The sequence below is a fragment of the Mycobacterium sp. genome (genome assembly GCF_035570115.1).
Taxonomy (GTDB): domain Bacteria; phylum Actinomycetota; class Actinomycetes; order Mycobacteriales; family Mycobacteriaceae; genus Mycobacterium.
Map to the genome: position 1 here is coordinate 1 of NZ_DATMLH010000147.1, position 25,151 is coordinate 25,151.

The following is a 25,151-nucleotide window of genomic DNA, read 5'->3' on the forward strand; positions in this document are numbered from 1 at the left end:
TGATGCCGGTGCGATTCGAGGTCGACGAGCCGATCTGCATGATCGTCCCGCAGCGCCGAGCCGAGCTTGAAGAGTTCGCCCCCGAACTCAGGCGCATCGAGTCTGACGAAGATCTGCAGCGGAAGCATGAGTTGTTTCTTCGCGAACGTGGCACGGCAGATCGGTACGAGACTGCAGCGAGGGTCGCCGCGGGACAGCAACCGGAGTGGCACGGCGACTATACGCGAGGCAGACACAGAGACGGCGAGGCCGGCGCACCAGATCATCAGACTCGCCGTCATCTTCGTTCATTTGTTCAGCCACAACATGACAAGCAGGAATAGGACACCTAGTGAAAGGCTAGGTTTGCGCCGATGAAATTTGTGCTGGCGAACTACGGAACTCGCGGCGATGTCGAGCCCTTCGTCGCCGTCGGTCAGGAGCTACTGCGCCGAGGTCACGACGTGCGCATGGCGGTCCCGAACGACGCGCTTGGCTTCGTCGAGTCCGCGGGGCTTGCTGCGGTCGCCTACGGGCTGGACTCGCAGGAGGTCGAGGTGCTCCGCGGCGACGGCTCGAAGATCCAGAATCCGATCGGCGTGTTGCCCGAAGTTATCGAGCGTGTCACGCAGGACTGGGTGGAGAGGGGCACGACGCTGATGGCGCTGGCAGATGGGGCCGACCTGCTCTTGGCAGGCCACAACCAGCAGACGCTGGCCGCCAACGTCGCGGAGTATCACGGCATTCCGCTGGCCGCGCTGCACATCTTTCCGACACAGCTTTTGAACTTCGGGTGGCTGCATTGGCGCATAACGAAGGAGGCTGAAGACGCCTACCGCCGGGCACTCGGCTTGCCGGAGACACCCGGACCCGCGACGCGATCGCTGGAGATCCAGGCCTACGACGAGCTCTGCTTTCCCGGGCTGGCAGCCGAATGGGCGGAACAGGGTGGGCGACGGCCCTTCGTCGGGGCGCTGACGCTGGAGTCGCCGACGGATACCGACGATGAGGTCTTGTCGTGGATTGGCGCGGGAACGCCGCCGATCTACTTCGGCTTTGGCAGCATGCGGGTCCCATCTCCCGCCGATACGGTCGCCATGATCAGCGCGGCCTGCACACGGTTGGGCGAGCGGGCGTTGATTTGCTCTGGTGCAAGTGACTTCACCCAAATCCCGCAAGCCGAGCACGTCAAGGTTGTGGGTGCGGTAAATCACGCGGCCGTCTTTCCGGCCTGCCGCGCGATCGTCCACCACGGGGGCACCGGCACCACGGCCGCAAGCCTGCGAGCCGGAATCCCCACCTTGATCCTCTGGATGTGGATCGACCATCCGATCTCGGCAGAAGTGGTCACCCGCCTGGGAGTCGGCTCCGGCCGGCAGTTTTCGGAAACCACCCAGGAAGCATTGGTCGCGGACCTGCGCTCCATCGTCACTCCGCAATGCGTCACTCGAGCCCGTGAGGTCGCCACCCGGATGACCAAACCCGCCGAAAGCGTTGCCGGCGCCGCCGATCTCCTGGAAGACGCTGCCCGCCGGGGGCGCTTTGGCTGATCGGCGAAGGCGCACGGCATGGGCCCCCGTGACCACGCTCAACAGAATGCCGCTTGACAGCCAAGCCCATACGATGCGTCAAGGGCCGCTGTCGGGTCCCTCGACGATCGAACGGCGGTACCGTTCCTGCTTGAACGTGTGTGCATCACCGCGAGTTAGGTTGCGTCGATGAAGTTTGTGGTGGCGGGTTATGGGAGTCGGGGCGACGTCGAGCCCTGTGTCGCCGTCGGTCGGGAGTTGCTGCGCCGAGGTCACGAGGTGCGCATGGCGGTCCCGCCGAACATGCTTGGCTTCGCCGAGGCGGCGGGGCTTGCCGCGGTCGCCTACGGGCCGAACTCACGGCTGGTCGAGGGGTTCCGCGAAGATTTCGCGAAGATCGAGAATCCGATCACCAAAGTACGCGAGGCGACAGAACATTACACCCACGTGTGGGCGGAGAAGGGCATGACGCTGACCGAGTTAGCAGATGGGGCCGACCTGCTGGTCGCCGGCATAACCGAGCAGGGGCTGGCCGCCAATGTTGCGGAGTTTCACGGCATTCCGTTGGCCGCGCTGCACATGTATCCGATGCGGATTATCAAGCTCCAGGGGCTGGACTGGCGCTTAACGCAGGAGGCCGAGAGTGCCCACCGTCGTGCGCTCGGCTTGCCGGAGGCAACCGGAGCCTCGGCCCAACTGATGGAGGAAGGCGGATCGCTGGAGATCCAAGCCTACGATGAGTTCTGCTTGCCCGGCCCGACAGCTGAATGGGTGGAACCAGGTGGCTGGCGGCCCTTCGTCGGGGCGCTGACGCTGGAGTTGCCGACGGCCGCCGACGACGAGATCTTGTCGTGGATCGCCGCGGGACCGCCGCCGATCTACTTCGGCTTTGGCAGCATGAAGGTCACAATGCCGGCTGACACGATCGCCATGATCAGCGCGGCCTGCGCGCAGTTGGGCGAGCGGGCGTTGATCGAGTCTGGATCCAATGACTTCAGCCACATCCCGCAGGCCGACCACGTCAAGATTGTGGACACGGTAGGCCAAGTGGCTGTCTTTCCGGCCTGCCGCGCGATCGTCCACCACGGGGGCTCCGGCACCACGGCCGCGGCCCTGCGAGCCGGAATCCCCACCTTGATCCTCTTCGCGTTCTGGCTCGATCAGCCGATCTGGGCAGTTGCGGTCGAACAACTGAAAGTCGGCTCCTGTCGTCACTTTTCGACCACCACCCAGGAATCACTGGTGGCGATCCTGAGTGAGATCCTGGCTCCGCAATACCACGCTCGAGCCCGTGAGGTCGCCGCTCAGATGACCAAACCCGCCGAAAGTCTGGCCCGCGCCGCCGATCTCCTGGAAGACGCCGCCCGCCAGGGACGCTCTGCCTGAGCAACGATGAAATTTGTGGTGGCGGGTTATGGAAGTCGCGGCGATGTCGAGCCCTGCGCCGCCGCCGCTCTGGAGTTGCTGCGCCGAGGCCACGACGTGCGCATGGCGGTGCCACCGCACATGCTTCGCTTCATCGAGTCGGCGGGGCTTACCGCGGTTCCCTACGGCCGGGACTGGCAGGCGCACCTGGGCGACGAGGATGTCGTCCGCATGATGCAGAATCCGCTCAGTGCGATCCACGAACCCATCGAATATGTTGCCCAGGTCGCGGCGGGGAAGAGCGCGACGTTGACGTCGTTGACAAATGGGGCCGACCTGCTGGTGGCGGGCTTCAACGAGCAGGGGCTGGCCGCCAATGTCGCAGAGTATTACGGCATTCCGGTGGTTGCGCTGCACCTCTTCCCGGAGCGGATTTGGTCGTCGGGCTGGCTGTTTTCGCTCATTACGAAGGTCGCGGAAGGCGCTCAACGCCGGGAACTGGGGTTGCCGGACGGAACCGGACCCTCGCCGCTCTCGCTGGAGATCCAGGCTTACGACGAGCTCTGCTTGCCCGGCCCGGCAGCCGAATGGGTGGAATCAGATGGGCGACGGCCCTTCGTCGGGGCGCTGACGCTGGAGCTGCCGACGGATGACGATGAGGAGGTCTTGTCGTGGATTGCCGCGGGAGCGCCGCCGATCTACTTCGGCTTCGGCAGCACGCCGATCGCATCTCCCGGTGACACCGTCACCATGATCAGCGCGGCCTGCGCGCAATTGAGCGAGCGGGCGTTGATCTGCTCTGGGCCCAATGACTTCACCCATATCCCCCATGCCGAGCACGTCAAGGTTGTGGATGAGGTGAACCATTCGGCCATCTTTCCCGCGTGCCGCGCGGTTGTTCACCATGGCGGCTCCGGCACCACGGCCGCAGCCCTGCGCGCCGGAATCCCCACGTTGATCCTCTTCGCGGACTGGCTCGATCAGCCGCTCTGGGCCGGCGCGGTCAAACAACTGAAAGTCGGCTCCGCGCGGCACTTTTCGGCCACCACCCAGGAATCACTGGTCGCCGACCTGCGCTCTGTCCTCGCCCCGGAATACGTCGCTCAAGCCCGTACAGTCGCCGCTGCGATGACCAAACCGGCCGAAAGCCTCGCCAGGGTAGGCGATCTCCTGGAAAACACCGCCCGGCGCGGGCGTGATTAGGTTCCGCCGATGAAATTTGCGGTGGCAGGCTGTGGAAGTCGTGGCGATGTGGAACCCTGCATCGCCGTCGGTCGGGAGTTGCTGCGCCGAGGTCACGATGTGCGCCTGGCCGTTACTGTGCCGCCTGAGATGGTTGCCTTCATCGAGTCCGAGGGGCTTACCGCGGTTCCCTACGGCCGGGACTGGCAGGCGCAGCTGCGCGACCGGGATTTCGTCCACATGATCCAGAATCCGCTCAGCGCGATCCACGAAGCTATCGAATATGTAACCCAGGTCGCGGCGGAGAAGACCGCGACGTTGATGTCGTTGGCAAATGGGGCCGACTTGCTACTGGCAGGCATAAACGAGCAGGGGCTGGCCGCCAATGTCGCGGAGTACTACGACATTCCGCTCGCGGCACTGCACTCCTTCCCGTCGCAGATTTTGGAGCTCGGGTCGGCGCATGGGAGCGTAGCGAAGCAGGCTGAACATGCCCAACGCCGCGCACTCGGCTTACCGGAGGCAACCGGGCCCTCGACGCGACCGATGCCGGAACTCGAATCGCTGGAAATCCAGGCTTACGACGAGTTCTGTTTGCCCGGCCCGGCAGCTGGATGGGTGGAATCAGATGGGCGACGGCCCTTCGTCGGGGCGCTGACGCTGGAGCTGCCGACGGCCGCCGACGATGAGATCTTGTCCTGGATTGCCGCGGGACCGCCGCCGATCTACTTCGGCTTTGGTAGCACGCCGCTCGCACACCCCGCTGACACGGTCGCCGCGATCTCCGCGGCCTGCGCGCATTTGGGCGAGCGGGCGTTGATCTGGTCTGGGCCGAATGACTTCACCCGTGTCCCGCATGCCGAGCACGTCAAGGTTATGGATGAGGTAGGCCAAGCGGCCGTCTTTCCGCTGTGCCGCGCGGTCGTCCATCATGGCGGCGCCGGCACCACGGCCGCCGGCCTGCGCGCCGGAGTCCCCACCTTGATTCTCTGGAACGGGCTCGATCAGCCGCTCTGGGCGGCCGGCAGCGAACAGCTGAAAGTCGGCGTTGCGCGGCGCTTTTCGGAATCGACAGCGGAATCGCTGGTCGCTGACCTGCGCTTAATCCTCAATCCGCAATATGCCAATCGCGCCCATGAGGTCGCCACCCAGATGACCAAACCCGCCGAAAGCCTCGCTCGCACCGCCGATCTCCTGGAAGACGCCGCGCGTCATGCTCGCGAAGGCTGATCGGCGCCGGCGCGCCACCTGTGCGCGGATGGACCAGCGCACACCCTGGACCGCTCAGCAGTGCGGGGCCCAGCACCGCTGGTTGGGGCAATAGGTCGAGTGTGCGAGGTTCACCATGGATCCGACTTGTCCGATCTGAACGCTGTCCGGGTCCAAGTTGCTGTGTACGTGCTGGGCAATATGGTCTGGCGTCCAACCCCACCCGAGATCGTCGCAGATGAGGTATGCCATCCCGATGAGGGCCTCCTCGTGGCCCTCCGGCCAAGTGAAGCCGAAGCCGCGCAGTTGAGCGAGGTACGCGTCATCAGTGGGATTGGCACCAGCACTCGCAGCGCCAGTAATCAGGGCAGCGCCAAGCGTTATGGGGACGGCCAGTCTGGCCAGCCAGCGAGCTGAGGGCATTTTCGCTTCCTTCTTCGTGGCGTCGACAATGCCGCAGTATGCGGGTCCAACGGGGCGCAAATATGAACAATAGCGAAAGCTGGGAAGAAACTTAAGAAGGCTGGTTGGAGCAATTGCTAGTGACAGCAGTTAGCACTAGCTCATCGATAAGGAAGGTGGCAGTATCTGCCTAGCCGGGGCCCTACGGAGGGAGTGGCCTATGACGTGGACAACGCCATCGCGCGTCCGCAACACGATCACGAAGATTGCGGTCGCGGCCGCGTTTGTCGCGATACCCGCGGCCGCTGTGAACATTCCGGCCTACGCAACGCCCGGTTTTGCCAGCACGCCAAGTGTGCTCTCGGCGCCGCGGCCTGCAGATCCACCCACCACTGCACCAGCGCCGCCGGCACCGCCGACTCCTCAACCGCCCGCCGTCCAGACCTACAACCCCAACGATTGGTACAACGGCGGCGGCGACGCAGGCGCAGGAGGCGGAGGCGGAGGCGGCTAAGCCGACCTACCCCGCGGCCAACACTCCGGCTTTTTGCGGTAACCCCATCCTGTGTTGGCCAAAGCGCGACCCGGTCGGGGTCGTATTCACCGTGCAACAACAACGGCCGACCCGGATCCGGTGACACACTGGACAACACCACCCTTTGCCTGATCTCGGTTGGTGGGATCCTTGCTAACCTCAGCGGGGAGCCGCTGTTGCCGCGGCAGTCGTCACGGGGTTGTTGCGTCCCCGAAAGACAGAACGCCCCGGTACCAGTCAACGGTCTCGGCGATCGCGTCCTCCATGGCGTAACGCGGATGCCAACCCAGCATCTTGCGGGCCTTCGCAGCCGATAGATACTGATGGGCTATCTCGTGACGGGCCGTGGCCCGGATGTCCGGTTCCAACTCAGTCCCAGCCGCAGCTTGGAGCATCTCGACCAATTGCAGCACCGAAAGCGGACTTTCGGTCGAGAAGTTGAACGCCTCGCCTGCAAGTGTGGGGTCCGCTGAGACCGCCTCGGCGAGCCGCAGGTAGGCGAGCACTCCGTCGACCACATAGAGATAGTCCCGGGTCATCGTCCCATCCGAGCGGATCAGTGGACGTTGGCCCTTGAGCAGCAGACGTATCGTGCCCGGGACGAGCCGCTCCCAGTTCGTATCTCCGGGACCGAAGAAATTGCCGCACCGCGTTACGACGACGGGGACGTCGTGGATGCGAGCGAAGCTCTGGGCGATGAGGTCCGAGCAGGCCTTGGAGACATCGTAAGGATTGACAGCGAGGAGTGGCATGTCTTCGGTATAGGGGAGGACGGTTTGTTCCCCGTACGCCTTATCGCTGCTCGCCGTGACGATCTGGCGAACCGTCGTGCTGCGACGCGCCGCCTCCAGCAGCGCCCAGGTTCCCCGCACATTGGCCTCGTAGGTCGCCACCGGGTTGCGATTGGCCACTCCCACCTGGCTCTGGGCAGCCAGGTGGAAGACGGTCACCACGTCGTAGTCTCCCAACATCCGCTCCATGAGGGACTGATCCTCGACCGGCCCCGTGACTATCGACACCTTCGGCCACCACCCGTCCCGGATGGTCGAGGACGGAACGGTGTCGCGAACGAGCACGACGACGCGTGCCCCGAGTGCCGCGAGGGCAGAGGTCAGGTGAGTACCGACAAACCCGGTTGCTCCCGTCACCGCCACCGGACGGCCGTTCCAGAAGTCCCGGTTCGGTTCGAACGGTGTGATATTCATTCCGGCCGTCATCGCGTGTCTCCTATCGGTCTGGATCGGTTCACGTGCCGGTCAATCGCACCCACGGCCCGCGTCCTCCCGCACAGAGCGCGGTCAGCTCCTGAGCATCCTTCTGGGTGTCCATGGATTTCCAGAACCCTTCGTGACGGTAGGCGAACAAGTCGGCGGCGTTAGCCAAGGCAGGAAGAACCTCGCGTTCGAGATCCTCCCCGTCCCAGCGATCGAAGACTCGGCTGTCCATCACGAAGAACCCGGCGTTGATCGGATGGTCGTGCAGCTTCGGCTTCTCTCGGAATCCGCTCACCCTTCCCTTTCCATCGACATCGAAGGTTCCGTACGGAGAAGGAAGAGAAACCGTGGTCACTGTCGCTGCTGCCCCATGGGCGCGGTGGAAGTCCAAAAGATGGTGCAGATCAACGTCTCCCAGGCCATCGGAGTATGTGAGAAAGAACTCCTCGCCCAGACGCTCGCGCACCATCATGACTCGACCACCCGTGTTGGTCTCCTCGCCCGTATCGACCACCTCGACGTGCCAACTCGCAGGCAGGGACTGCGTGAATTCCCATACCAACTCGGCCTTGTAACCGGCGGCCAGCACGAAGTCGGTGAAGCCCTGGTCGGCATAGATCTCCATCACGTGAGCGAGAACCGGACGGTCGCCGACCAGCAGTAAAGGCTTAGGAACCTCCAGGGTCGAGGGCATGGCTCGGACGCCTCTTCCGCCGCACAGGATTACGGTCTGCATGTCGCCGCAACGGGGCGAAGAACCGAGCCAGAGCATAGTTTCATTGATATCTCCCGCGTCGGTTGCATGGTGTCAACCTCCGCGATTCTCCTTGCCTGCACGGGACATTCAACACAGCGCCCGTCGGGGACGCGAAGCCTGATCGGCGCCTCACTCCGATGGCCCCTCGGACCGCACCCGGCGCACCGGGCGGGTCTCGATGGCGTTGATCGTCAACGTGCGGTGAGCGATCCGCCATCCGGCGTCCGTCCGCAGGTACTCATCGTCGTAGCGCAGATGCCAGACCACATCGGTCAGCTGATCCCCGTGTCGGTCCCAGTGATGCGCGACGCAGGCGATGCGCCCGCGGGCACTGTCGGGTTGCGCGCCGACGTCGAAGACCTCGCCGACGATCGCGTGCTCGGTGCGGATGGTCGCGGCCACGGCGGCGATCGCGGTGCGGATCGCGGCATGACCGCAATGCCGGTGGACCGGGTCCAGCGCGGCAGGCGACTCCGGCAGCATCAGCTCAGCTGAGTCCGTGAAAAGCGCAGTAACAGAATCGAATTGCCGATCATCGACACCGGCGGCGTATCGGTGCACCAGGTCGGTGAGAGCTGCCCGGTCCGTCGCGCCGAGCATCACGTCGGTAGTGAAAGACGTTGTGCGCAGGCCGACAACTCGTCCTTGGCCTGCTCGAGGTCGGTGGTCGGCGGCATGGCCAGCACCAGTCGGTCGGCGCCCTGGGCGGCGAGCTTCTCGGCGCGTTCGGCGTCGACCTTGGTGACCGAATGTCCCAGCGATACTTCGATATCGGCCGGATCGCGTCCGGCCGCCGCGGCCTCGTCGCGCATCAGAGCCAGCAGGCCGTCCAGCTGAGCACCGGTCACTCCCAAAGGCTGGAAGCCGTCACCGAAGCGCGCCGCCCGTCGAGCGGCGGCCTTACTGTGACCGGCGATGTATACCGGAAAGTATTTACCAGCAGCGGGTTTCGGGTTGCAGACTACGTTCTCAAACTGAAAGTACTCGCCATGATGCGAGACGCCCTGTGGCCGGTCGTCCCAGAGCGCCCGCAGCACCGCCAACTGCTCGTCGGCGCGTCGCCCTCGACTACCGAAGTCGGTGCCGCACGCCTCGATTTCTTCCCGCAGCCAGCCGACACCGACACACAGCCGAAGCCTGCCCCCGGACAGCACATCAACGGTCGCCGCTCGTTTGGCCAGCACGACCGGGTGGTGGTTGGGCAGCACCAGCACCCCCGTGGCCAACCCGAGCCGATCGGTATGGCCGGCCAAAAACGAGAGCAAGTCAAGCGGATCAGGGATCGGGCAGTCGGCCGCTAATTCGACACGCCCCGAGCGGTCATAGGGATAGACGCTGTCGTACTGGGTGGCCAAAACGGTGTGCTCGACGACGACAACCGATTCGAAGCCGCACGCCTCGAGATGGCGTGCGAAGGGCGCCATCCAACGCGGGTCTGCGGTGACCCCGGCGGCGACCGGAGCGACCACGCCGAACTTCAAGACGCTCATGGCAGAAAGAACCTAACAGCTGGTCTCAGTGGGGGTGAAGGCCGTCTCAGCACGTACTGCTTCGGCCAGCGCGATTGCCCTGGGATCGGTGAAGACGTCCTCGAGCATCACCGGCTGACCATCGGGTCCGCTCAACGGAATCCGCCAATTGGGATACTCGTCGGTCGTGCCGGGCTGGTTCTGGGTCCTTCGATCTCCGACCGCGTCGGTTAATGAGACTCCCAGTAACCGCGACGGCGTACGGCCCAAGTACTGGTAGAGGGCGAGCACGGTCTGCGCTGGGTTGTTCTCCACGTCGCCTCGTTGCGAAAGCAGGCCGACGCGGCGCAACTCGGCGATCCAGGCCGCCCTCTCGGTTTCCGCAGCTGCCAGCTCCTCCTCGACGGGTCGCGTCAACAGGCCCAGCGACTCCCGCAGGCGCACATGCTCGCCGGCCAGGTAACCGGCCGTCGGCGGCAGGTCGTGGGTGGTCACCGACGACAGGCAGTATTCTCGCCAGCGCTCGGCCGGCAGCGGGCTGCCATCACCGTCACGGTCGAGCTCGAACCACAGAATCGACGTGCCCAGTACACCGCGGGCCCGCAGGTAGTCGCGTACCCACGGCTCGACGGTGCCGAGGTCCTCGCCGACGACCACGGCAGCCGCGCGCTGCGCCTCCAGCGCGGCGATGCCGATCATTGCTTCGTGGTCATAACTGATATAGGTGCCCTGGGTGGGCGCTTCGCCCTGGGGAATCCACCACAGCCGGAACAACCCAATGATGTGGTCGATGCGCACGCCGCCGGCGTGCCGCAGCACGGTGCGGATCATTGCACGGAACGGTTCGTACTCCTGCTCTTCGAGCCGGTCCGGGCGCCAGGGTGGCTGCGACCAGTCCTGACCTAATTGGTTGAACTCATCCGGCGGCGCACCGGCGTTGACCCCGAGCGCCAAGACATCCTGTAACGCCCAGGCGTCAGCACCGTTGGGGTGCACGCCGACGGCCAGGTCGTGCATGATGCCCAGCGACATCCCCGCCGCGACCGCTTGCGATTGCGCGGCGGTGAGTTGCACGTCGAGTTGCCATTGCAACCAACGGTGGAAATCCACGGCCTCCGATTGGTCGGCGACGAACTCGGCGACACCGTCGGCGCCGGGATGCTGCAACGATTCGGGCCACTGATGCCAGTCACTGCCGTATTTCTCGGCCAGTGCACACCAGGCGGCGAAATCGTCGAGGGCAGCACCCTCACGGGCGCAGAAAGCGGCATACGCCAGTTCGCGACCTGCCGTACGTGGGACCCGATAGACCAGTTCCAAGGCCGCCCGCTTGGCTGCCCATGCGGTGTCGCGGTCGATGGCGTCGAGCGAGTCTGCGTGCCGCTGCACGTCGTCGCGTAGCCGCCACACCCGGCGACGCTTACGCAGGTAGGCGAATTCCGGGATAGCCTCGACGCGCAGATAAAGCGGGTTGACGAAGCGCCGCGATGTCGGCAGGTACGGCGACGGCTCCATCGGCTTGGTCGGCGCCGCCGCGTGCAGCGGATTGACCAGCACATAACCGGCGCCGTGCGCCGAGGCCGACCAGACCGCAAGGTCGGTGAGATCGGTGAGGTCGCCGACGCCCCAGGACTGTCGGGAGCGGACACTATATAACTGGGTGGCCAGCCCCCAGGCCCGACGAGCGCCCAGCCGCTCCGGCATACCCAGCCAGCCCGGTGTCACGATCAGTGCCGCGCTGGCCTGCGTATCCCCGGAACGCAGATGCACCCGGTGATAACCGGCTGGCAGATCGTTGGGCAGCACGAAGCTGGCCTCACCGACCGCATGTCCGTCGAGGTCAAACGGCGCGGTGAAGTTGTCGACCTGGCGTATCCCGGTGCGGACCGTCCCGTCCTCGAGCTGCAACCACACCTCGGCGGGATGACCGTGGGTCACATGCACCCAGAACGACGTCGGGGCACCTGCACGGCCGACTATGGTGGCCGGCAGCGGACGCGACCAGTATGCGTGATCGTGACAGGTCAGCGCGGTGCTGCGCTCCGGCTCGGTGGCGGCGGCCACACCCAGCGCGGCGAGGACGGCCACCAGCGTGCTTTCCGGGACACTAACCCGGCGACGGGTCCAGTCGTCGTAGCCGGTGGCGATCCCGAACCGCCCGGCGAGTTCGACCAATGACGGCGCCAGCTCAGTCATGCCGCCATCTTGCTTAATCAGATGACCGAAATGCGACCCGAGTGTTCACCTCGCGGCTATTCGTTCGGGCGGCTGAGGTTGTTCTTCGTCGTACCATGCGCAGTGAAGTCTTTAATTCCTCCACTACTGATGGCAGGTGACACCACTGTGGCGCAGACCACTCCCGGCGGGGCCGCTAACGAGCCCGACGCCTCTACGCTCACGTGGCGAGGTGGCCCAGGGTGCCCTACGGTTATCCCTGTGAATCGTGGGACTACGCAATATTCAGGCTTTCCGTCGGCTCGGAGCGTGATCGACCATGGCTAGTGACGGCGGGAAAGGTGGTTCGGGCTACGGCCTCGGACTATCCACCCGAACTCAGGTAACCGGTTACCAGTTCCTGGCACGCCGCACCGCCATGGCGTTGACCCGCTGGCGGGTGCGGATGGAAATCGAACCCGGCCGGCGTCAAACGCTGGCCGTGGTGGCGTCGGTGTCCGCGGCGCTGGTGATTTGCCTGGGCGCGCTGCTGTGGTCGTTCATCAACCCGTCGGGGCAGCTGAACGACACACCGATCATCGCCGACCGCGATTCGGGCGCGCTTTATGTTCGGGTCGGTGACAAGTTGTACCCGGCGCTGAATCTGGCCTCGGCCCGGCTGATCGCAGGGCGACCGGATAACCCGCACAAGGTGCGGTCGAGTCAGATCGCCGAGCAGCCGCACGGACCGCTGGTGGGTATCCCCGGAGCGCCATCGGAATTCGCCCCGACCAGCCCCGCGTCGTCGTCGTGGCTGGTATGCGATTCGGTAACGCCGACGGCGGGGGTGGGGGCGCCGTCACCGGTGACCGTCACCGTCATCGACGGGACGCCAGACCTGTCGGGTCGCCGGCACGTGTTGAACGGGCCGGACGCGGTGGTGCTGCGCTACGCCAACGACACCTGGGTGATCCGGCAAAGTCGCCGGTCGCGCATCGATGGGATGAACCGAGCGGTGTTGTTGCCGTTGGGTTTGACGCCTGAGAACGTCAACCAGGCGCGACCGATGAGCCGGGCGTTGTTCGACTCCTTGCCGGTGGGCCCCGAGCTGTCGGTGCCTAAGGTGCCGGACGCCGGGAAGCCAGCAGCATTTCCCGGTGCACCGGGACCGGTGGGAACCGTGATCGTGACACCGCAAATCAGTGGCCCGCAACAGTATTCGGTGGTATTAGCCGATGGTGTGCAGACCGTAACCTCGGTCGTCGCCCAGATCCTGCAGAACGCCGGCACGCCGGCCGGCAGCGCGCCCGTGGTGGTGGCTCCGGCGTCATTAGCGAAAATGCCGGTGGTCAACGGGTTGGATTTGTCGGCCTATCCCGATGGGCCGCTGAACGCGGTGGACATCCGAGACAATCCCGCGACGTGCTGGTGGTGGGAGAAAACCGGCGGTGAAGAGCGTGCCCGTGTTCGGGTGATCACCGGGCCGACGATTCCGGTGCAGTCCAGCGACTCTGCAAAAGTGGTATCGCTGGTGAAGGCGGACAATTCGGGCCGCGAAGCCGACAAGGTCTTTTTCGGCCCCGGCTATGGCAACTGGATCGAGGTCACCGGCAACGACCCGGGGTCGGCCACATCAGAATCGCTGTGGTGGCTCTCGAGTTCCGGTGTGCGTTTCGGCGTGGAGAACTCGCGTGACGCCCGTTCAGCCTTGGGGTTGACTTCGCAGCCGAGCCCAGCGCCCTGGGTGGCGTTGCGGCTACTGGCACCGGGCCCCATGCTCTCGCGCACCGATGCGCTGGTGCGTCATGACACGCTTCCGACCGATATGAGCCCTGCAGAGTTGGTGGTACCAAAGTGAAACAAGGATTCGCACGCCCGACGCCCGAGCGCGCACCCGCGGTTCGGCCGGAGAACATTGTCCTACCGACGCCGCTGAGTGTTCCGCCGCCCGAAGGCAAGCCGTGGTGGCTGATTGTGGTCGGCGTCCTGGTGGTCGGCCTGCTGGTCGGCATGGTCGGTATGACCGTCGCCAACGGCTCGCGGATGTTCCTGGGTGCCGGCTCGATCTTCCCGATCTTCATGATCGGCGGCGTCGCGATGATGATGTTCGGCGGTCGCTTCGGTGGCCAGCAGCAGATGAGCCGGCCGAAGCTGGACGCCATGCGCGCCCAGTTCATGTTGATGCTCGACATGCTGCGCGAAACCGCGAACGAGTCGGCCGACAGCATGGACGCCAACTACCGGTGGTTCCACCCGGAGCCGACGACGCTGGCCGCGGCGGTCGGATCGTCCCGGATGTGGGAACGCAAGCCGGACGGCAAGGACCTCAACTTCGGAGTCGCCAGGGTCGGAGTGGGCATGACCCGGCCGGAGGTGACCTGGGGTGAGCCGCAGAACATGCCGACCGATATCGAGCTGGAGCCGGTGACCGGTAAGGCACTGCAGGAGTTCGGGCGCTACCAGAGCGTGATTTACAACCTGCCCAAGATGGTGTCGCTGCTTGTCGAGCCCTGGTACGCGCTGGACGGCAACCGCGAGCAGGTGCTGGGACTGATGCGAGCGATCATCTGCCAGCTCGCGTACTCGCATGGGCCAGACCACATTCAGATGATCGTTGTCAGTTCCGATATGTCGAAATGGGATTGGGTCAAGTGGCTACCGCACTTCGGGGATCCGCGGCGTCGCGACGCTGCCGGCAATGCCCGGATGGTCTACGCGTCGGTGCGTGAGTTCGCCGCCGACCAGGCCGAATTATTCGCCGGGCGTGGGTCTTTCACTCCGCGGCACGCCAGCTCGTCCGCGGAGACACCGACACCGCACCACGTGATCATCGCCGATGTCGACGACCCGCAATGGGAATACGTCATCAGCGTCGACGGCGTCGACGGCGTCACGTTCTTCGACTTGACCGGCTCTGCGCTGTGGACCGGTAACCCGGAACGGGTGCTGCGGTTCACCGACGACGTCGGAGTTATCGAAGCGCTGCCCCGCGACCGCGACACCTGGATGGTGATCGACGACAACAGGTGGTTCTTCGCTCTTGCCGACGCGGTGACCGAGCCGGAGGCCGAGCAGTTCGCGCAGCGCATGGCGCACTGGCGGTTGGCCGAGGCCTACGAGGAAATCGGCCAGCGGGTTACTCACATCGGTGCCCGAGACATCCTGTCCTACTACGGGATTGAGGACCCCGCCGAGATCGACTTCGAATCGTTGTGGGGCAACCGGCGCGACGGGCTCAGCAGCCGGTCTCGTTTGCGGATACCCTTCGCCAACCGCTCCGACAACGGCGAGCTGCTGTTCTTGGACATGAAATCCCTCGACGAAGGCGGCGACGGCCCGCACGGGGTCATGTCGGGGACAACCGGTTCCGGTAAGTCGACGCTGGTGCGTACCGTGCTCGAGTCGCTGATGCTGGCGCATCCGCCGGACGAGCTGCAGTTCGTGTTGGCCGACCTCAAGGGTGGATCGGCGGTCAAGCCGTTCGCCGGCGTGCCGCACGTGTCGCGGATCACCACCGACCTCGAAGAAGACCAGGCGCTGATGGAGCGCTTCCTGGACTCGCTGTGGGGTGAAATCGCGCGGCGCAAGGCAGTCTGCGACAACGCCGGTGTCGACGACGCCAAGGAATACAACGAGATGCGCGGCCGGATGCGGGCACGCGGTCAGGACATGCCGCCGCTGCCGATGCTGGTGGTGGTCATCGACGAGTTCTACGAGTGGTTCCGGATCATGCCGACCGCCGTCGACGTTCTCGACTCGATCGGTCGCCAGGGTCGCGCCTACTGGATCCACTTGATGATGGCCTCGCAGACCATCGAGAGCCGGGCCGAAAAGCTCATGGAGAACATGGGTTACCGGTTGGTGCTGAAAGCGCGTACCGCCGGTGCGGCCCAGGCGGCCGGGGTGCCGAACGCGGTGAACCTGCCCGCTCAGGCGGGGTTGGGCTACTTCCGCAAGAGCCTTGAAGAGATCCTCCGTTTCCAGGCGGAGTTCCTGTGGCGCGATTACCGCCGCGGTGTTTCGCTCGAGGACGATGGCCCGGCCGCGCTCACGCATGCGGTGGATTACATTCGGCCGCAACTGTTTACCACGGGGTTCACGCCCATTGAGGTCAGTGTCACTGGACCGGATGACTTCAACACACTGGGCAACGGCGAAGCTCTCGGCGGGAACGGCGACGCGGCGTACGGGGACGGAGCCGCCGACCGCGACGACGAGGAAGAAGAAGAAGAGGCAATCAGAACGCCAAAAGTCGGCACGGTGATCATCGATCAGCTGCGCCGAGTCGACTTCGAGCCGTACCGGTTGTGGCAGCCGCCGCTGGACGTGCCGGTGTCGATCGAAGCCTTGGTGGACCGGTTCCTCGACCGGCCGTGGCAGGAGGAGTACGGCACAGCCAGGAACCTGGTGTTCCCGGTCGGGATCATCGACCGGCCGTTCAAGCACGACCAGCCACCATGGACGGTGGATACCTCCGGGCCCGGTTCCAATGTGCTGATCCTCGGCGCCGGCGGCGCGGGTAAGACCACCACGCTGCAGACGCTGATTTGCTCGGCCGCGCTGACCCACACACCCGAGCAGGTGCAGTTCTACGTTCTGGCCTACAGCAGCACCGCAGTGACGACGGTGGCGGGGCTGCCGCACGTCGGCGAGGTCGTCGGACCAACCGACCCCTACGGTGTTCGCCGCACGGTGGCCGAACTGCTGGCGCTGCTCCGCGACCGCAGGCGCACCTTCCTCGAGTACGACGTGCCCTCGATGGATGTGTTCCGGCGGCGCAAGTTCGGCGGGGAGCCCGGCAGCGTGCCCAACGACGGGTTCGGCGATGTCTACCTGGTGATCGACAACTACCGGGCACTGGCCGAAGAGAACGAGGTGCTGATCGAGCAGGTGAACCAGATCATCAACCAGGGCCCGTCGTTCGGGGTGCACGTGGTGGTTACCGCTGACCGCGAATCTGAGCTGCGGCCGCCGGTGCGCAGCGGTTTCGGATCCCGGATCGAGTTGCGGCTGGCTGCGGTCGAGGATGCCAAGCTGGTGCGGTCCCGGTTCGCCAAGGATGTTCCGGTCAAGCCGGGCCGCGGCATGCTCGCAGTGAACTACGTGCGGCTGGACGGTGATCCGCAATCGGGTCTGCACACGCTGGTGGCGCGGCCCGCGCTGGCGAGCACCCCGGACAACGTGTTCGAGTCCGACAACGTCGCAGCGGCGGTCAGCCGGGTCGCGGCCGGTCACGCACCGCCGGTGCGCAGGCTGCCGGCCCGGTTCGGGCTGGAGCAGGTGCAGACGCTGGCCGCGGCCGATCGTCGCCAGAACGTTGGCGCCGGCGGAATCGCTTGGGCCATCAACGAACTGGACCTGCAGCCGGTGTATCTCAACTTCGCCGAGAACGCGCACCTGATAGTGACGGGTCGGCGCGAGTGCGGCCGCACCACGACGCTGGCCACCATCATGTCCGAGATCGGACGGGTCTACGAACCGGGCGCCAGCATCGCGCAACCGACGTCGAGGCCCTCGGCGCAGGTATGGCTGGTCGACCCGCGCCGTCAGCTGTTGACCACGCTGGGCACCGACTACGTCGAGAAGTTCGCCTACAACCTCGACGGCGTCTCGGCGATGATGGACGAGCTGGGCGCCGCGCTCGCCCGGCGCGAGCCACCACCGGGCCTGTCGGCCGAAGAGCTGTTGTCTCGGTCCTGGTGGAGCGGGCCGGAGATCTTCCTGATCATCGATGATGTGCAGCAGATGCCGGCTGGCTTCGATTCACCGCTGCACAAGGCCGCGCCATGGGTGACCAGGGCAGCCGACGTCGGCTTGCACGTGATCGTCACCCGCACGTTCGGCGGTTGGTCGTCGGCCGGCAGCGACCCGATGCTGAGGGCACTGGCACAGGCGAACGCGCCGTTGCTGGTGATGGATGCCGATCCCGACGAGGGCTTCATCCGCGGCAAGATGAAGGGCGGTCCGCTGCCACGCGGTCGTGGCCTGCTGATGGCCGAGGACACCGGCGTGTACGTGCAAGTCGCGGCGACAGACCTGCGCCGTTAACTTCGTCATGCGGAGGTTTCCCAGGCGCTCGGGCGACCGCTACAACTGAGGCTTACGACGCCGAGATGCGGGGCCCACGACGACGCCGCCGTCGTGTACAGCTACGCCGGCGCCTCGGCTAAGCCTCGCGTCCTCGGCCACCGATTCGTCGTCTTCGTCGTCCTCGACATCGGCTCTGTCGGTCACGCCGTCGGCAAGCCCTCCGGTTGCGACGCAGTTCGCCGGCACTTCCATTCCGCCGTGGCCCGCTTCGCCGGGCCAACGGTCGGCCGGATGGCTGCAAACCAAACGTGGGCTGAACAGCAGTTGATTCGGGATGAACACTGCTTGATGAGGAATGAATAGTCGGCATCGTCGTCGCGGATCACGCGCGCGGCCATCTAATCTCTCAACCAGCGACTGTTCAGTGATGAGCATCGGCGCTCAATGTCGTTGACGCTGAGGGTTACCGAGGAAAGAAAGCGTATTTCGTCTGTGGCCACATACCGCGCTCCGCACATCGATACCGATCGGGCGGTCACCCAACAGGACCGGCCGATTGCTGACCAGTTCACGACAACGCCGCGCGCCGCCGCTTCGATGCGGCGGTTGACGGGGCCGACGCGATCTTGCCTTGCTGACGGAGGGTTCTAGTGCTGGATTTCGGGCTGTTGCCCCCGGAGGTCAATTCAGGTCGGATGTATTCGGGTCCCGGACCCGGCCCGTTGTTGGCTGCTGCGGAGGCCTGGGACAGTCTGGCTTCGGATTTGGGCTTCGCGTCCACGGGTTACGGTTCCACGCTGTCGGAGCTGACGAGCAGTTCCTGGACAGGCCCAACGTCGTCGGCAATGACGGCCGCGGTCACGCCGTATGTGGACTGGCTCAGCACGACCGCCGCTCAGGCAGAGGAGACGGCCAACCAAGCCCGCGCGGCCGTCGCCGCTTACGAGGCGGCGTTTGCGATGACGGTGCCGCCGCCGGCGGTCGCGGCCAACCGTGCGTTGCTGATGGCCTTAATCGCGACCAACTTCCTCGGGCAGAACACCCCGGCAATCATGGCCACCGAAGCCCTCTACGTCGAGATGTGGGCCCAAGACGCCGCCGCCATGTACGGCTATGCCGCCTCCTCGGCGGCAGCCGTACAGGTGACGCCGTTCGTCGCCCCAGCGCAGACCGCCAACCCGGAGGGGCTGAACCAGCAGGCAGACGCGGTGGCCAAAGCCGCCGCCGCGCCGGCCGGCCAAGCCGCGACGGTGGTGCAGAACACCGTCGCGGCAGCGCCGGCCACGACCGCTCAAACGACAACGGCCACCGCTGCGGTGCCTTCGGCCACGTCAGGCGCGACCAGTGCCATCGCTACCCCGACATTCACCGGGCCGTTAGCCCCGCTCTGGACGCTGATCTACAACACCTACAACCAGTTCCCCAGCGGCGCTTGGGGCCTGGGCCTGTCGCCCGGCAACCTGAACTCGATGCGGCAGATCCTCCAGGCCTACTTCGCGGTCGGTCTCGGAAACTTCGGTTACGGCATTGGCCAGCAGGTGATTACCCCCGCTCAGGCAACGGCACTATTCAACCCAGGTGCTCTGCATGCGACGCCGACACTTGGCGGCCTAGGAGCCGGCCTAGGAAGCGGCACCGCAGGCGTGAGCGGCGCACCGTATACGGCCAGCAGTGTGTCGGCCAGCCTGGGCCAGGCCAGCACTCTCGGGCGCCTGTCGGTGCCCGCGGGTTATCCAGGGGCGACACGCACGGAGACGGAAGAGGTCGAGCTGGCCAGCGCCGCACGCCCTATCGCACCGCAGTCGAATGCGATGCTCAACGGTGTTCCGATGGCGGGCGGCGCCGGTCTTGGAGCCGGTCTTGGACGCCGCGGCGGCGGCTACGTCGTGAAATACGGGTTCCGGCGCGCGGTGGTCCCTCGGCCGCCAGCCGGCGGGTAAACAGCGTACGAATCCGTGCGGCGGCGCCCACTGGCCGTGGCCACCCGGACCGAAGGGCAGCCTGCCCCGCGCGGCGTGCCGAAAGTGCTTGTGGCGAAAGCCCATCCGGCGATCTTCAGCACGACCAGGTTTAGTTATGCGGCAGCCGAGACGGCGATCAAGCGGCCGGGCCCACACTGCACTCCAGTGGCCGGCCGAATCCAAACATTGCTGCAGGTGGAAGGCGTGTCGAACGCGGGATGAACAGCCGATATCGGGGGGTGAATACTCGCCGTCCGGTCGTGAACAGTTACGTCGTCAGGGGAGTTATTCGAGCGTGACCATCTAATCTCTTAACGAACGACCTTGCTCAAGGTCGAAGAAGCTCATGGTTATCGAGGAGGAAACCGGATGTCGTTCGTAACCACGCAGCCGGAGGCGTTGTCGTCAGCGGCGACCAGCCTTCAGGGGATCGGCTCGGGACTAAGCGCCCAGAATGCCTCGGCCGCGGCCCCAACGACGGGAGTAGTTCCCGCGGCCGCCGATGAGGTTTCGGCGCTGACGGCGGCTCAGTTTGTCGCGCACGCTCAGCTGTATCAGGCGGTCAGCGCCCAGGCTGCGGCAATCCACGAAATGTTCGTGAACACGCTGGGCACCAGCGCCGGGTCGTACGCCGCCACCGAGGCCGCCAGCGCGGCTCAGGTCGGCTAGGGAGGCTTTCGATGGTGGATTTCGGGGCGTTAACGCCTGAGGTCAACTCGGCCCGCATGTATGCCGGTCCGGGTTCGTCGTCGCTGCAGGCTGCCGCATCGGCGTGGAACGGGCTTGCCGCCGAGCTGCAATCGGCGGCGCAGGGCTACGAGACGGTGATCACGCAACTTTCCAGTGACGACTGGACCGGCACGGCGTCGGCGTCGATGGCCAGCGCCGCACAGCCATACATAGGCTGGCTGAACACCACCGCCGCGCAGGCCGAGCAGGCCGCAAACCAGGCCAGGGCGGCCGCCGCGGCGCATGAGCAAGCGTTCGCGGCGACGGTGCCACCGCCGCTCATCGCGGCCAACCGCGCTCAGACAGCCGCGGCGGTGCAGGCCAACGTCTTCGGTCAGTACACGCCGTTGATCGCGCAACTCGAGGCGCAATACAGCCAGATGTGGGCCCAGGACTCCGCGGCGATGTACGGCTACGCGGGCCAGTCAGCGGCCGCCACCCAGGTAACGCCGTTCACCTCGCCGGCCGCGACAACCAATCCCGCCGGGACGACGGCTCAGGCCGCCGCGGTCAGCGCGGCAAGCGGAACCAGCGCCTCCACCAGCTCCCAGACGATCCTGCAAGAGCTGATCTCGTTGCTGCCGAGCAATATTCAATCCCTGCTGACGCCCACGGGCTTCCAAAACGCCTTTGGGACCCCGACATCGGCGGAGGGAACGCTCTGGAGCTTCCTATTCGGGACGACCGTCATTGCCACAAACCTCTCGGCCTTGGTAACCAGTTACTCGCCATACGCGGCCTTGTTCTACAACACCGAGGGTCTGCCGTACTTCAGCGTTGGTATGGGCAACTTCGGCACTCAGATTGCGAAGAGCGCGGGAATGCTGGGCGGGGCCCTCCCAGCCGCTGTTCCCCCCCCAGCACTCGGCGGCCTGGGTGGCCTCGGAGCCGCGCTGGGCGGTGGTGCCGCGCATTCGGTGTCCGCCATTTCGGGCGGCGCCGGTTCGATCGGCAAACTGGCGGTGCCGGCGTCGTGGGCCGGTGCAACTCCGCAGGCGGCCCCACAGGGCGTGCAGTTGGTCAGCAGCGTCAGCGCTGCCCCGGAGGCCGGCGCCGGTAGCGGGAACCTGCTCGGCGGTATGCCGCTGGCCGGTGGGGGAAGGGGCGGTGGCTTGGGCGGCTTCGGCCCACGCTATGGGTTCAAACCCACGGTGATGCCCCGCCCACCATCAGCCGGCTAAAGCCGACTAGCTTCACACCACCTGGGGTGTCACGTCGCGGCGTGACACCCCAGGAGTGTGGTGCTCGCCAAAGCGCAAGCCGCGGCTCTCATCCTCGAAGCGAGGTAAATCACGGATGTCGCAATCATGGCTCGAATGTGAACAGTTAGGCATATCTGGGAAGCACGTGGAAGTCGTGGCGTAGGTTTCCGGTGGATGAACAATCGGGAGGCTCAGGCAGGAGGGCCACGTGGCGGAACACGCGCAGGCATCCGGTCCGCTGGCTTTGTCACGGAGACCCCGAAACGCCGCCCGCATGCTCGCGCGGACCATCAACGGTTCGCGGACGCTCAGTGCCGCCAGCGTTTTACCGCGCCCCCCTCAGCCTGCCGAGATAGCTCAGGCACGAGTCTTTGAGCGGCTTCTACGGGCCGAGTGCGCCGAACTACAGCAGCTTGCGCATCGCATGGCCGGAGATAAGTATCAGCAGCCCGAGCCTGACGATTCCCGGCCGTCTGGAGAGCTGACGCAGATACGCGCTCGCATCGACGAAGTCCATGGGCTGCTGCAGGCGTTGCAAAGGCGGTTCCCGGACTCCACGCTGGAAGGTGACCGTTAGCCAGCGTGAACTAGCCTGGCTTCTAGTCAATCCTCGTCCAGGATCAGCGCCATCTCCGGACAGGACGCCACCCCGTCACGAGTTACCTGCGCGTCCTCCGGCGCAACCTCGTGTTCTTCGAGGATGGAGTAGCCAGAATCGTCGATCGGGAAAATCTCCGGGTCAACCGCATAACACTGGGCGTGACCCACGCACCTCGACTGCTCGACACGAACCTTCACAATGCCGATTCTAAAAGACATGTCGAACATCGTCGCTCAATCCGGCACCCGGTAGCGCGGCGACGACGCGACCGAACCACGGCGGGCCGCATACCATGGCTACTGTTGCCCGTGCGCCACGTCGCCGGCGAAAACGAACGCACCGACAACGAGAGATCATGTAGATGAGCTCCATTGATGAAAGCCTGTACGGCACCGGCTTTCACCTACCGCGGCTTGACTACTTCGCCCTGCCGATGGCCGCTGATCGTGGCGTCGGGTGGAAGGTTTTGCGCGACGCCGGGCCGGTGGTGTACATGAACGGCTACTACTACCTCACCCGCCGTGAGGACGTGCTGGCAGCGTTGCGAAGTCCCAATGTTTTTTCTGCTCGACTGGCGCTTCAACCACCGGGAAGCCCGGTCCCGGTGATCCCGTTGGGGTTCGACCCGCCCGAGCACACTCGATACCGCAAAATCCTGCAGCCGTTTTTCAGCCCGCACGGGTTGCGTAACTCGCGACCGGTGCTGGTTCGGCACGCCGCCGATATGATCGACGCCATCGCCGGCCGCGGCGAATGCGAGGTGATGAAAGACCTGGCGAGGACATACCCCTACCAGGTGTTCCTCGACCTCTACGGTCTGCCGTTGGAGGACCGGGACCGCCTGATCGCCTGGAAAAACGCCATCCTCGCCGATGACGCCTTTGCCACTGCGGCGGACGTCGCCCCGGCGGCGCGTGCGATGTACGACTACCTGACGGCCGCAATCCAATCCCGTCGGGAAAATCCGGGCTCGGACATGTTGTCTACCGTGATGCAAAGCAAAGGCAACTTCACGGATCTCGAGTTGCTGGGCATGAGCCATCTGCTGATCCTGGCGGGGCTGGACACCGTGACCGCGGCGATCGGCTTTTGCCTGCTGGAGTTGGCGCGCAGACCGGCGTTGCGCGCACAGCTCCGCGATAACCCGAGGCAGATCAGGGTCTTCATCGAAGAGATCGTGCGCTTGGAGCCGTCAGCGCCGGTGGCGCCCCGGGTACTGACCGAGACCGTCGTCGTCGGTGGCATGACGTTGCCCGCGGGCTCATCGGTGTTCTTGTGCATGGCGTTGGTCAACCGGGACGGCAGCGATGCGATCTCCACCGACGAACTCACCATGGACGGTAAGGTGCACCGGCACTGGGGATTCGGCGGCGGACCACACCGCTGCCTGGGTTCGCATTTGGCGCGTATGGAGCTGACCGTGATCGTCGACGAATGGCTCAAGAGAATCCCCGATTTCGATCTGGTCCCCGGCTATGAACCCGAGATCAAGTTTCCGTCAAAGACGTTCGCGCTCAGAAACCTGCCGCTGCGTTTCGGCTGAGCCAGGGCGCGCGGCCTTAATCATCGGGGGTGCGCCGTCGGTGCCGGCGCACGGGGAGCGTCGCTCGGCCGGGTCCCGGACAAAACCCCTGCTGACGCCGTGTAGCGGGGCCCTGCGGGGCGTTATCCGCGGTCAGATTTTTTTGCCTCACCGGAGTGCCGCGTCGTCCACGGCTCCGCCACGTGCGGCAGCGCCGATAAAGACGCGGAGACCAACGCCCGACCGAGACCAACCCATTTGAGCACTTCAGGAACCCTTTCGAGCCGCTGACCGGCGCCCGCGGAGCGGCGCCGGTTACTCAGCTGTTACCGCAGATGAACAGTTGTTGCGGCCGGGTGAACAGTTGCGAACACCAGGCTTGAGCCGCAGCACACAACGAGACGCGCGTCTATTCTCAAAACGCGCAGGTGGCCGGAACTGACCTAGGGAGGAAGCCAAATGTCATTCGTAACCACGCAGCCAGAAGCGTTGACTTCGGCGGCCAGCACTTTGCAGGGGATCGGCTCGGGGGTGAGCGCTCAGAACGCCGCCGCGGCGGCTCCGACGACCGGAGTGGTTCCCGCTGCGGCCGATGAGGTGTCGGCGCTGACGGCGGCGCAGTTTGTCGCCCACGCTCAGCTGTACCAGGCGGTCAGCGCCCAAGCCGCGGCGATTCACGAGATGTTCGTGAACACGCTGGGCACTAGCGCCGGGTCGTATGCGGCCACCGAGGCCGCCAACGCAGCCGCGACGCTTTGAGCGCGGTCGATGATGTCCGTCCCACGGTGGTGCCACGCACGGTGGCAGCCGGGTAAGGGGAAAGGGGGGATCAGCCGTGTGTCTAAAGTCGGCGGTTACCTCCGGTAACCGGTCCGACTTTCACATCCAATGCAGTCGATCACTACTCAATCAAGGAGAAAAGTAAGTGCCTACGCGTTTTATGACTGATCCGCATGAGATGCGGTCGATGGCGGGCCGTTTCGATATGCACGCCCAGACGGTGGAGGACGAGGCCCGCAAGATGTGGGCATCGAGCCAGAACATCGCCGGTGCGGGCTGGAGTGGGACGGCGCAGATGACGTCCTACGACACCATGGGCCAGATGAACCAGGCCTTCCGCAACATTGTCAACATGCTGCACGGTGTGCGTGACGGGCTGATCCGCGACGCCAACAACTACGAGCAGCAAGAGCAGGCTTCCCAGCGGATCCTGTCCAGCTAACCCGCTACAAGCGTAAGCTTCCATACACCAGGAGGACAGATAAATGTCGATTAGTTACCAGTTCGGCGACGTGGATTCCCACGGCGCCT

Annotated in this window: 22 protein-coding genes; 14 read left to right on the forward strand and 8 right to left on the reverse strand. The window is 65.2% G+C overall.

Features of this window, described 5'->3' with window-relative positions; all coding sequences use genetic code 11:
* From VNW74_RS14115 to VNW74_RS14135, 5 genes are all read left to right on the forward strand, one after another.
* The coding region (locus VNW74_RS14115) for a DUF6065 family protein (RefSeq protein WP_325677806.1) at positions 1-323 on the forward strand (323 nt) is incomplete at its 5' end.
* 30 nt (positions 324-353) lie between these two features.
* Positions 354-1,529, forward strand: coding sequence for a glycosyltransferase (locus VNW74_RS14120; RefSeq protein WP_325677808.1), 1,176 nt, complete (start codon positions 354-356; stop codon positions 1,527-1,529).
* Positions 1,530-1,697: 168 nt separating this feature from the next.
* Positions 1,698-2,894, forward strand: coding sequence for a glycosyltransferase (locus tag VNW74_RS14125; RefSeq protein ID WP_325677810.1), 1,197 nt, complete (start codon positions 1,698-1,700; stop codon positions 2,892-2,894).
* A gap of 6 nt (positions 2,895-2,900) precedes the next feature.
* Positions 2,901-4,076, forward strand: a complete 1,176-nt coding sequence (locus tag VNW74_RS14130; protein WP_325677812.1) for a glycosyltransferase — start codon at positions 2,901-2,903, stop codon at positions 4,074-4,076.
* A 9-nt stretch (positions 4,077-4,085) separates the two neighbouring features.
* Positions 4,086-5,285 (forward strand): glycosyltransferase, encoded by a 1,200-nt coding sequence (locus VNW74_RS14135; protein WP_325677814.1) that lies wholly within the window; start codon positions 4,086-4,088, stop codon positions 5,283-5,285.
* Positions 5,286-5,339: 54 nt separating this feature from the next.
* On the opposite strand, the gene VNW74_RS14140 is transcribed toward VNW74_RS14135, so the two are convergent.
* On the reverse strand, positions 5,340-5,687 hold the full coding sequence (locus VNW74_RS14140; protein WP_325677816.1) for a DUF732 domain-containing protein: 348 nt from the start codon (positions 5,685-5,687) through the stop codon (positions 5,340-5,342).
* A 199-nt stretch (positions 5,688-5,886) separates the two neighbouring features.
* Between VNW74_RS14140 and VNW74_RS14145 the strand changes: the two genes are divergently transcribed.
* Positions 5,887-6,180, forward strand: coding sequence for a hypothetical protein (locus VNW74_RS14145; RefSeq protein WP_325677818.1), 294 nt, complete (start codon positions 5,887-5,889; stop codon positions 6,178-6,180).
* A gap of 212 nt (positions 6,181-6,392) precedes the next feature.
* Here VNW74_RS14145 and VNW74_RS14150 read toward each other — a convergent pair whose 3' ends face one another.
* From VNW74_RS14150 to malQ, 5 genes are all read right to left on the reverse strand, one after another.
* Positions 6,393-7,418 (reverse strand): NAD-dependent epimerase/dehydratase family protein, encoded by a 1,026-nt coding sequence (locus VNW74_RS14150; RefSeq protein ID WP_325677820.1) that lies wholly within the window; start codon positions 7,416-7,418, stop codon positions 6,393-6,395.
* 28 nt (positions 7,419-7,446) lie between these two features.
* Entirely contained in the window at positions 7,447-8,187 is a 741-nt protein-coding gene (locus tag VNW74_RS14155; RefSeq protein WP_325677822.1) for a sugar phosphate nucleotidyltransferase, read from the reverse strand.
* Positions 8,188-8,301: 114 nt separating this feature from the next.
* Positions 8,302-8,775 carry a nuclear transport factor 2 family protein gene (locus VNW74_RS14160; RefSeq protein WP_325677824.1) on the reverse strand — a complete coding sequence of 158 codons (474 nt, stop codon included), beginning with the start codon at positions 8,773-8,775 and terminating at the stop codon, positions 8,302-8,304.
* Positions 8,772-9,653 (reverse strand): LLM class F420-dependent oxidoreductase, encoded by an 882-nt coding sequence (locus VNW74_RS14165; RefSeq protein WP_325677848.1) that lies wholly within the window; start codon positions 9,651-9,653, stop codon positions 8,772-8,774. Before VNW74_RS14165 ends, VNW74_RS14160 begins: the two co-directional genes overlap by 4 nt.
* A 21-nt stretch (positions 9,654-9,674) precedes the next feature.
* Positions 9,675-11,837, reverse strand: coding sequence for a 4-alpha-glucanotransferase (gene malQ / locus VNW74_RS14170; RefSeq protein WP_325677826.1), 2,163 nt, complete (start codon positions 11,835-11,837; stop codon positions 9,675-9,677).
* Between the two features lie 298 nt (positions 11,838-12,135).
* Here malQ and eccB point away from each other — a divergent pair, with 298 nt between their 5' ends.
* Positions 12,136-13,653, forward strand: a complete 1,518-nt coding sequence (gene eccB / locus VNW74_RS14175) for a type VII secretion protein EccB (RefSeq protein ID WP_325677828.1) — start codon at positions 12,136-12,138, stop codon at positions 13,651-13,653.
* Complete coding sequence (gene eccCa / locus VNW74_RS14180; protein WP_325677830.1) at positions 13,650-17,843, forward strand: type VII secretion protein EccCa; 4,194 nt, start codon at positions 13,650-13,652, stop codon at positions 17,841-17,843. The genes eccB and eccCa overlap by 4 nt, the downstream gene beginning before the upstream one ends.
* A gap of 39 nt (positions 17,844-17,882) precedes the next feature.
* Here the strand turns inward: eccCa and VNW74_RS14185 are convergent, their stop codons facing one another.
* Complete coding sequence (locus VNW74_RS14185) at positions 17,883-18,167, reverse strand: hypothetical protein (RefSeq protein ID WP_325677832.1); 285 nt, start codon at positions 18,165-18,167, stop codon at positions 17,883-17,885.
* A 308-nt stretch (positions 18,168-18,475) separates the two neighbouring features.
* Between VNW74_RS14185 and VNW74_RS14190 the strand changes: the two genes are divergently transcribed.
* The 3 genes from VNW74_RS14190 (at position 18,476) to VNW74_RS14200 (ending at position 21,696) form a co-directional block, all read left to right on the forward strand.
* The gene (locus tag VNW74_RS14190) at positions 18,476-19,765 is read left to right on the forward strand and encodes a PPE family protein (protein ID WP_325677834.1); all 1,290 of its coding nucleotides are present in this window, start codon (positions 18,476-18,478) and stop codon (positions 19,763-19,765) included.
* A gap of 390 nt (positions 19,766-20,155) precedes the next feature.
* Positions 20,156-20,455 carry a PE family protein gene (locus VNW74_RS14195; RefSeq protein WP_325677836.1) on the forward strand — a complete coding sequence of 100 codons (300 nt, stop codon included), beginning with the start codon at positions 20,156-20,158 and terminating at the stop codon, positions 20,453-20,455.
* Between the two features lie 11 nt (positions 20,456-20,466).
* Positions 20,467-21,696 carry a PPE family protein gene (locus tag VNW74_RS14200; RefSeq protein WP_325677838.1) on the forward strand — a complete coding sequence of 410 codons (1,230 nt, stop codon included), beginning with the start codon at positions 20,467-20,469 and terminating at the stop codon, positions 21,694-21,696.
* 624 nt (positions 21,697-22,320) lie between these two features.
* Here the strand turns inward: VNW74_RS14200 and VNW74_RS14205 are convergent.
* Positions 22,321-22,515, reverse strand: a complete 195-nt coding sequence (locus VNW74_RS14205) for a ferredoxin (RefSeq protein WP_325677840.1) — start codon at positions 22,513-22,515, stop codon at positions 22,321-22,323.
* A gap of 164 nt (positions 22,516-22,679) precedes the next feature.
* On the opposite strand from VNW74_RS14205, the gene VNW74_RS14210 reads away from it, so the two are divergent.
* The 3 genes from VNW74_RS14210 (at position 22,680) to VNW74_RS14220 (ending at position 25,062) form a co-directional block, all read left to right on the forward strand.
* Positions 22,680-23,861: a cytochrome P450 gene (locus tag VNW74_RS14210; RefSeq protein ID WP_325677842.1), complete on the forward strand. Its 1,182-nt coding sequence runs from the start codon at positions 22,680-22,682 to the stop codon at positions 23,859-23,861.
* A gap of 438 nt (positions 23,862-24,299) precedes the next feature.
* Entirely contained in the window at positions 24,300-24,599 is a 300-nt protein-coding gene (locus tag VNW74_RS14215; RefSeq protein WP_325677844.1) for a PE family protein, read from the forward strand.
* 166 nt (positions 24,600-24,765) lie between these two features.
* Positions 24,766-25,062 (forward strand): WXG100 family type VII secretion target, encoded by a 297-nt coding sequence (locus VNW74_RS14220; protein ID WP_325677846.1) that lies wholly within the window; start codon positions 24,766-24,768, stop codon positions 25,060-25,062.
* Positions 25,063-25,151: the final 89 nt, after the last annotated feature.

Excerpts from the sequence above, each read along its gene's own strand:
- VNW74_RS14120 (WP_325677808.1), top strand. The coding sequence starts at position 354 with ATGAAATTTGTGCTGGCGAACTACGGAACTCGCGGCGATGTCGAGCCC.
- VNW74_RS14125 (WP_325677810.1), top strand. The coding sequence starts at position 1,698 with ATGAAGTTTGTGGTGGCGGGTTATGGGAGTCGGGGCGACGTCGAGCCC.
- VNW74_RS14130 (WP_325677812.1), top strand. The coding sequence starts at position 2,901 with ATGAAATTTGTGGTGGCGGGTTATGGAAGTCGCGGCGATGTCGAGCCC.
- VNW74_RS14135 (WP_325677814.1), top strand. The coding sequence starts at position 4,086 with ATGAAATTTGCGGTGGCAGGCTGTGGAAGTCGTGGCGATGTGGAACCC.
- VNW74_RS14140 (WP_325677816.1), bottom strand. The coding sequence starts at position 5,687 with ATGCCCTCAGCTCGCTGGCTGGCCAGACTGGCCGTCCCCATAACGCTT.
- VNW74_RS14145 (WP_325677818.1), top strand. The coding sequence starts at position 5,887 with ATGACGTGGACAACGCCATCGCGCGTCCGCAACACGATCACGAAGATT.
- VNW74_RS14150 (WP_325677820.1), bottom strand. The coding sequence starts at position 7,418 with ATGACGGCCGGAATGAATATCACACCGTTCGAACCGAACCGGGACTTC.
- VNW74_RS14155 (WP_325677822.1), bottom strand. The coding sequence starts at position 8,187 with ATGCTCTGGCTCGGTTCTTCGCCCCGTTGCGGCGACATGCAGACCGTA.
- malQ (WP_325677826.1), bottom strand. The coding sequence starts at position 11,837 with ATGACTGAGCTGGCGCCGTCATTGGTCGAACTCGCCGGGCGGTTCGGG.
- eccB (WP_325677828.1), top strand. The coding sequence starts at position 12,136 with ATGGCTAGTGACGGCGGGAAAGGTGGTTCGGGCTACGGCCTCGGACTA.
- VNW74_RS14195 (WP_325677836.1), top strand. The coding sequence starts at position 20,156 with ATGTCGTTCGTAACCACGCAGCCGGAGGCGTTGTCGTCAGCGGCGACC.
- VNW74_RS14200 (WP_325677838.1), top strand. The coding sequence starts at position 20,467 with ATGGTGGATTTCGGGGCGTTAACGCCTGAGGTCAACTCGGCCCGCATG.
- VNW74_RS14210 (WP_325677842.1), top strand. The coding sequence starts at position 22,680 with ATGAGCTCCATTGATGAAAGCCTGTACGGCACCGGCTTTCACCTACCG.
- VNW74_RS14215 (WP_325677844.1), top strand. The coding sequence starts at position 24,300 with ATGTCATTCGTAACCACGCAGCCAGAAGCGTTGACTTCGGCGGCCAGC.